Origin of the sequence: Kocuria sp. (assembly GCF_030536815.1) — a bacterium.
In the GTDB taxonomy this organism is placed as follows: Bacteria; Actinomycetota; Actinomycetes; order Actinomycetales; family Micrococcaceae; genus Kocuria; species Kocuria gwangalliensis.
This window is the reverse complement of record NZ_JAUNPE010000194.1, coordinates 1-3,560: the sequence shown is the minus strand read 5'-3', so window position 1 is coordinate 3,560 and position 3,560 is coordinate 1. Positions and strand designations below refer to the sequence as shown.

3 protein-coding genes are annotated in these 3,560 nt (G+C 69.5%); all 3 read right to left on the bottom strand.

Features of this window, described 5'->3' with window-relative positions; translation table 11 throughout:
* Nucleotides 1-145: 145 nt before the first annotated feature.
* Nucleotides 146-790 carry a GntR family transcriptional regulator gene (locus tag Q4E95_RS11950; protein ID WP_303383517.1) on the bottom strand — a complete coding sequence of 215 codons (645 nt, stop codon included), beginning with the start codon at nucleotides 788-790 and terminating at the stop codon, nucleotides 146-148.
* A 45-nt stretch (nucleotides 791-835) separates the two neighbouring features.
* A complete protein-coding gene (locus Q4E95_RS11945) occupies nucleotides 836-2,569 on the bottom strand; it encodes a biotin carboxylase N-terminal domain-containing protein (RefSeq protein ID WP_303383516.1) in 1,734 nt (577 codons plus the stop codon).
* Nucleotides 2,566-3,560: biotin-dependent carboxyltransferase family protein (locus tag Q4E95_RS11940; RefSeq protein WP_303383515.1), on the bottom strand; the 995-nt coding region annotated here is incomplete at its 5' end. The genes Q4E95_RS11940 and Q4E95_RS11945, both read right to left, overlap by 4 nt.

The window sequence follows — 3,560 nt, the reverse complement described above, 5'->3', positions numbered from 1 at the left end:
ATTTCTCACGCACCGGGGCACATGCTCATCACGGACGCCAAGGACTCCGACTACCTGATCCCCTAACTGCGCGGATGAGAAAGGGCCACTCCGACCGCGATTCCGGAACGGCCCTTTCCTGCCCGTCGAGTCCGTCGAGGAACGTTCAAACCCTCATGTGGGACAAAAGTTCCTCCTGCGCCTCGGCCAGGTACCGTTGCAACTCGTCCGCGGCGGCGGCGCGCTGACCCGCCATGATCAGATCCCAGACCTGCACGTTGCGCTCCACGTAGTGACTGTGGAACTCAGGTTCCTGGGACATGGAATGGAACACCAGGCGCATCTGCGCCAGTAGCCGGTCCATGACGATCAACAAGGTCTCGGAACCGGTCATGGTCAACAACAGCCGGTGAAAGGCCTGGTTGGCGTCACCCATGACTCGGGCGTCGCCAGCGTCCTTGCCGCGCATCGCGGACTCCAAAACTGCTCGCACCTGCCCGTCCATGCCCGGACGGGTCCGCCCCCACAGCGCGGCTGCCGGTTCGATCACTGCACGCGTGCAATAGATTTCCCGCACGTCCTCCGGGATGGGACGGGCCACGAATACCCCGCGGTTGGGGAGCTTCTCCACCAAGGACTCCCCGGCCAGCTCCGTGAACACTTCTCGCAGGGTGTTGCGGGAGACACCCAGCTCCTGGGCGAACTCCTGCTCGGAGAGCTTGGAACCGGGGGCCAGTTGGCCCGCCGAGATCCGCGAGCGCAGGCCGATCGCGGCCTTGGCGCCCGCTGTGCCGTGCGGCAGCGCGTTCATGGGCGGAGGGAAGAGCGTTGAGACATGGTGAATACAGGGTACCGGTTAAAGGATCCGGGCCAGCTCCTGCCCACGGGTCACAGTGTCGCCGGGGTCCACGGAGCCGCGCGTGAGGGTTCCCGCCCGGTGCGCCTTCACAGTGGTCTCCATCTTCATGGCCTCCACCACCAGCACGCCGTCACCTTCGGCCACGTCCGCGCCATTCTCGGCGAGCCATTTGACCACGCTGCCGTTCATAGGCGCGGCCAGGATCACCTGGTCGGTCCCGGCCTCCGACGACGCCGCCGGGCCAGCTACCCCGGCTCCGCCCCCGTGGAACAGAGCGTTGTACATGGCCGCGGGGATGCCCAGTTGCACGGCCTTACCGTCGATGTCCACGGTGAGAGTGGTGCGGCCACCGCCGGCGGGGGCAATGTGGGGGGAGGCCTCCAACTCAGCGGTGAACGCATCCTCGATCCACGTGGTGTACACGCCCAGTTTGTCCGGGTCGGTGAAGTCGGGGTTCTCCAGCACTGCGCGATGGAACGGAATCACGGTGGACAGGCCGTCGATGCGCAGTTCGCTGAGGGCCGCCCGGGCGCGGGTGATGGCCTGCTGCCGGTCCTCGCCCCACACGATGAGTTTGGCCAGCAGGGAGTCGTACTCCGGGGGCACGGTGGAGCCGGAGCGCACGCCGGCGTCCACGCGCACGCCCGCGCCGGTGGGCGCCTCGAACGCTTCCACGGTGCCCGGGGTGGGCAGGAAGCCCAGGGCGGGGTCCTCGGCGTTGAGGCGGAACTCGAATGCATGCCCGTGCGCCGTGGGGTCCTCCGTGATACTCACGGGAAGACCTTCCGCCACGCGGAACTGCTCGCGCACGAGGTCCACGCGCGCGGTTTCCTCGGTGACCGGGTGTTCCACCTGGAGGCGGGTGTTGACCTCCAGGAAGGAGATCAGCCCGTCCGGGGCCACCAGGTACTCCACGGTCCCGGCACCGGTGTATCCGGCCTCGCGGCAGATGGCGCGCGCGGATTCGTGGATGGTGCGGCGCTGCTCGTCGGTGAGAAACGGCGCGGGGGCCTCCTCCACGAGCTTCTGGTGGCGGCGCTGCAGAGAGCAGTCACGGGTCCCCATGACGGTGACGTTGCCGTGAGTGTCCGCCACCACCTGGGCCTCGACATGGCGGGGCTTGTCCAGGAAGCGCTCCACGAAGCATTCCCCGCGGCCGAAGGCGGACACGGCCTCGCGCACGGCGGAGTCGAAGGAGTCCTCCACTTCGTCCAGGGTGCGGGCAATGCGCATGCCGCGGCCGCCGCCACCGAACGCCGCCTTGATGGCAATGGGCAAACCGTGCTCCTCCGCGAAGGCGCGGGCCTCGGCGGCGTCGGCCACGGGACCGTCCGTGCCCGGGACCAGGGGAGCTCCGGCGCGTACCGCGATCTCGCGGGCGGTGACCTTGTTGCCCAGGACGCGGATGACGTCCGGGTCGGGACCGATCCACGTGAGCCCGGCGTCCATCACGGCCTGCGCGAACTCCGCGTTCTCGGACAGGAAGCCGTAGCCGGGATGCACGGCGTCGGCGCCGGCGCGGGAGGCGATCCCGATCAGTTTCTCGATGTTCAGGTAGGTGTCCGCGGAGGCGGACCCCTCCAGGGCATACGCCTCATCGGCCGTGCGCACGTGGAACGAGTCGGCGTCCGGGTCCGAGTACACGGCCACGGACGTGAGCCCAGCGTCCGCGCAGGCTCGGGCCACGCGCACGGCGATCTCCCCGCGGTTGGCGATCAAAACCTTCTTCATGAGTTCTCTCCTGATTGCGGGGTGCCGTGCGGTTCCACAGCGCGGAAGACCACGGTGGCACCGGGTGGTAGTTGTGCGGCCAGGGCCAGGTCCTCCGGGACTACCACGGCGATCACCGGGTAGCCGCCGGTCACGGGGTGGTCCGCCAGGAACAGCACCGGAACCCCCGAGTGGGGTACCTGCAGCGAACCCGTGACCACGCCTTCGCTGGCCAGCTCACCAGTGATGGCGCGTTCCAGGGTCTGCCCGTCCTCGGGCGTCTCGAAGCGCACGCCCACGCGGTTGGACTGGCTGCTGACCCGCCACTGCGGACGGGCGAGGGTCTCGAGCGCGGCCGGGGTGAACCAGTCGCCGCGGGGTCCGGTGGTCACGCGCAGCACGGTGGGTCGGCCCGGTTCGGGCAGGGTGACCGCCGGGGCCTCGGGGCGTCCCACCGGGCGCGATGCCGCGGAGCGCACCTCGATCACGCTTCCTGCGTTCAGCGCTTCCGGGCCGATCCGCGAGAGCACGTCCGTGGAGCGGCTGCCCAGCACCGTGGGCCCGCCAAAACCACCGCGCACCGCGAGGTAGGTTCGCAGGCCGGTGTGCGGGGTGCCCAGGGTGAGGGTCTCGCCGTCGTAGAGGGCAAAGGGAATGTCCCGGGGGAGCGGGTTCTCGCCCTGCTGACCGCTGACCGTGGCGTCCACGGGGGCGCCGGACAGCGCCAGCACGTGGTGGCCGCGCGCGGTTACCGACAGGCCACCCAGCAGAGACTCAATGACCGTGGCACCGGACTCGTTGCCCACCATGCGGTTGGCCTGCGCTGCGGACACGTGATCCGCCGCGCCGGACGCAGGCACACCCAGGTCTCCGAGGCCGGGACGGCCCAGGTCCTCCAACATGGACTGCATCCCGGGGTCCTTGACCACGAGAGCCTGCGCGGGTTCCACGGAGCCCTCGGCGGGTGCCGCCGGGGCCACCGCCACCTGCTCGCGCACCGCGCGGTAGCGCA

Bases quoted from the DNA above. Each gene is read 5' to 3' on its own strand.
- Q4E95_RS11950 (WP_303383517.1), bottom strand. From the start codon at position 790: ATGAACGCGCTGCCGCACGGCACAGCGGGCGCCAAGGCCGCGATCGGC.
- Q4E95_RS11945 (WP_303383516.1), bottom strand. From the start codon at position 2,569: ATGAAGAAGGTTTTGATCGCCAACCGCGGGGAGATCGCCGTGCGCGTG.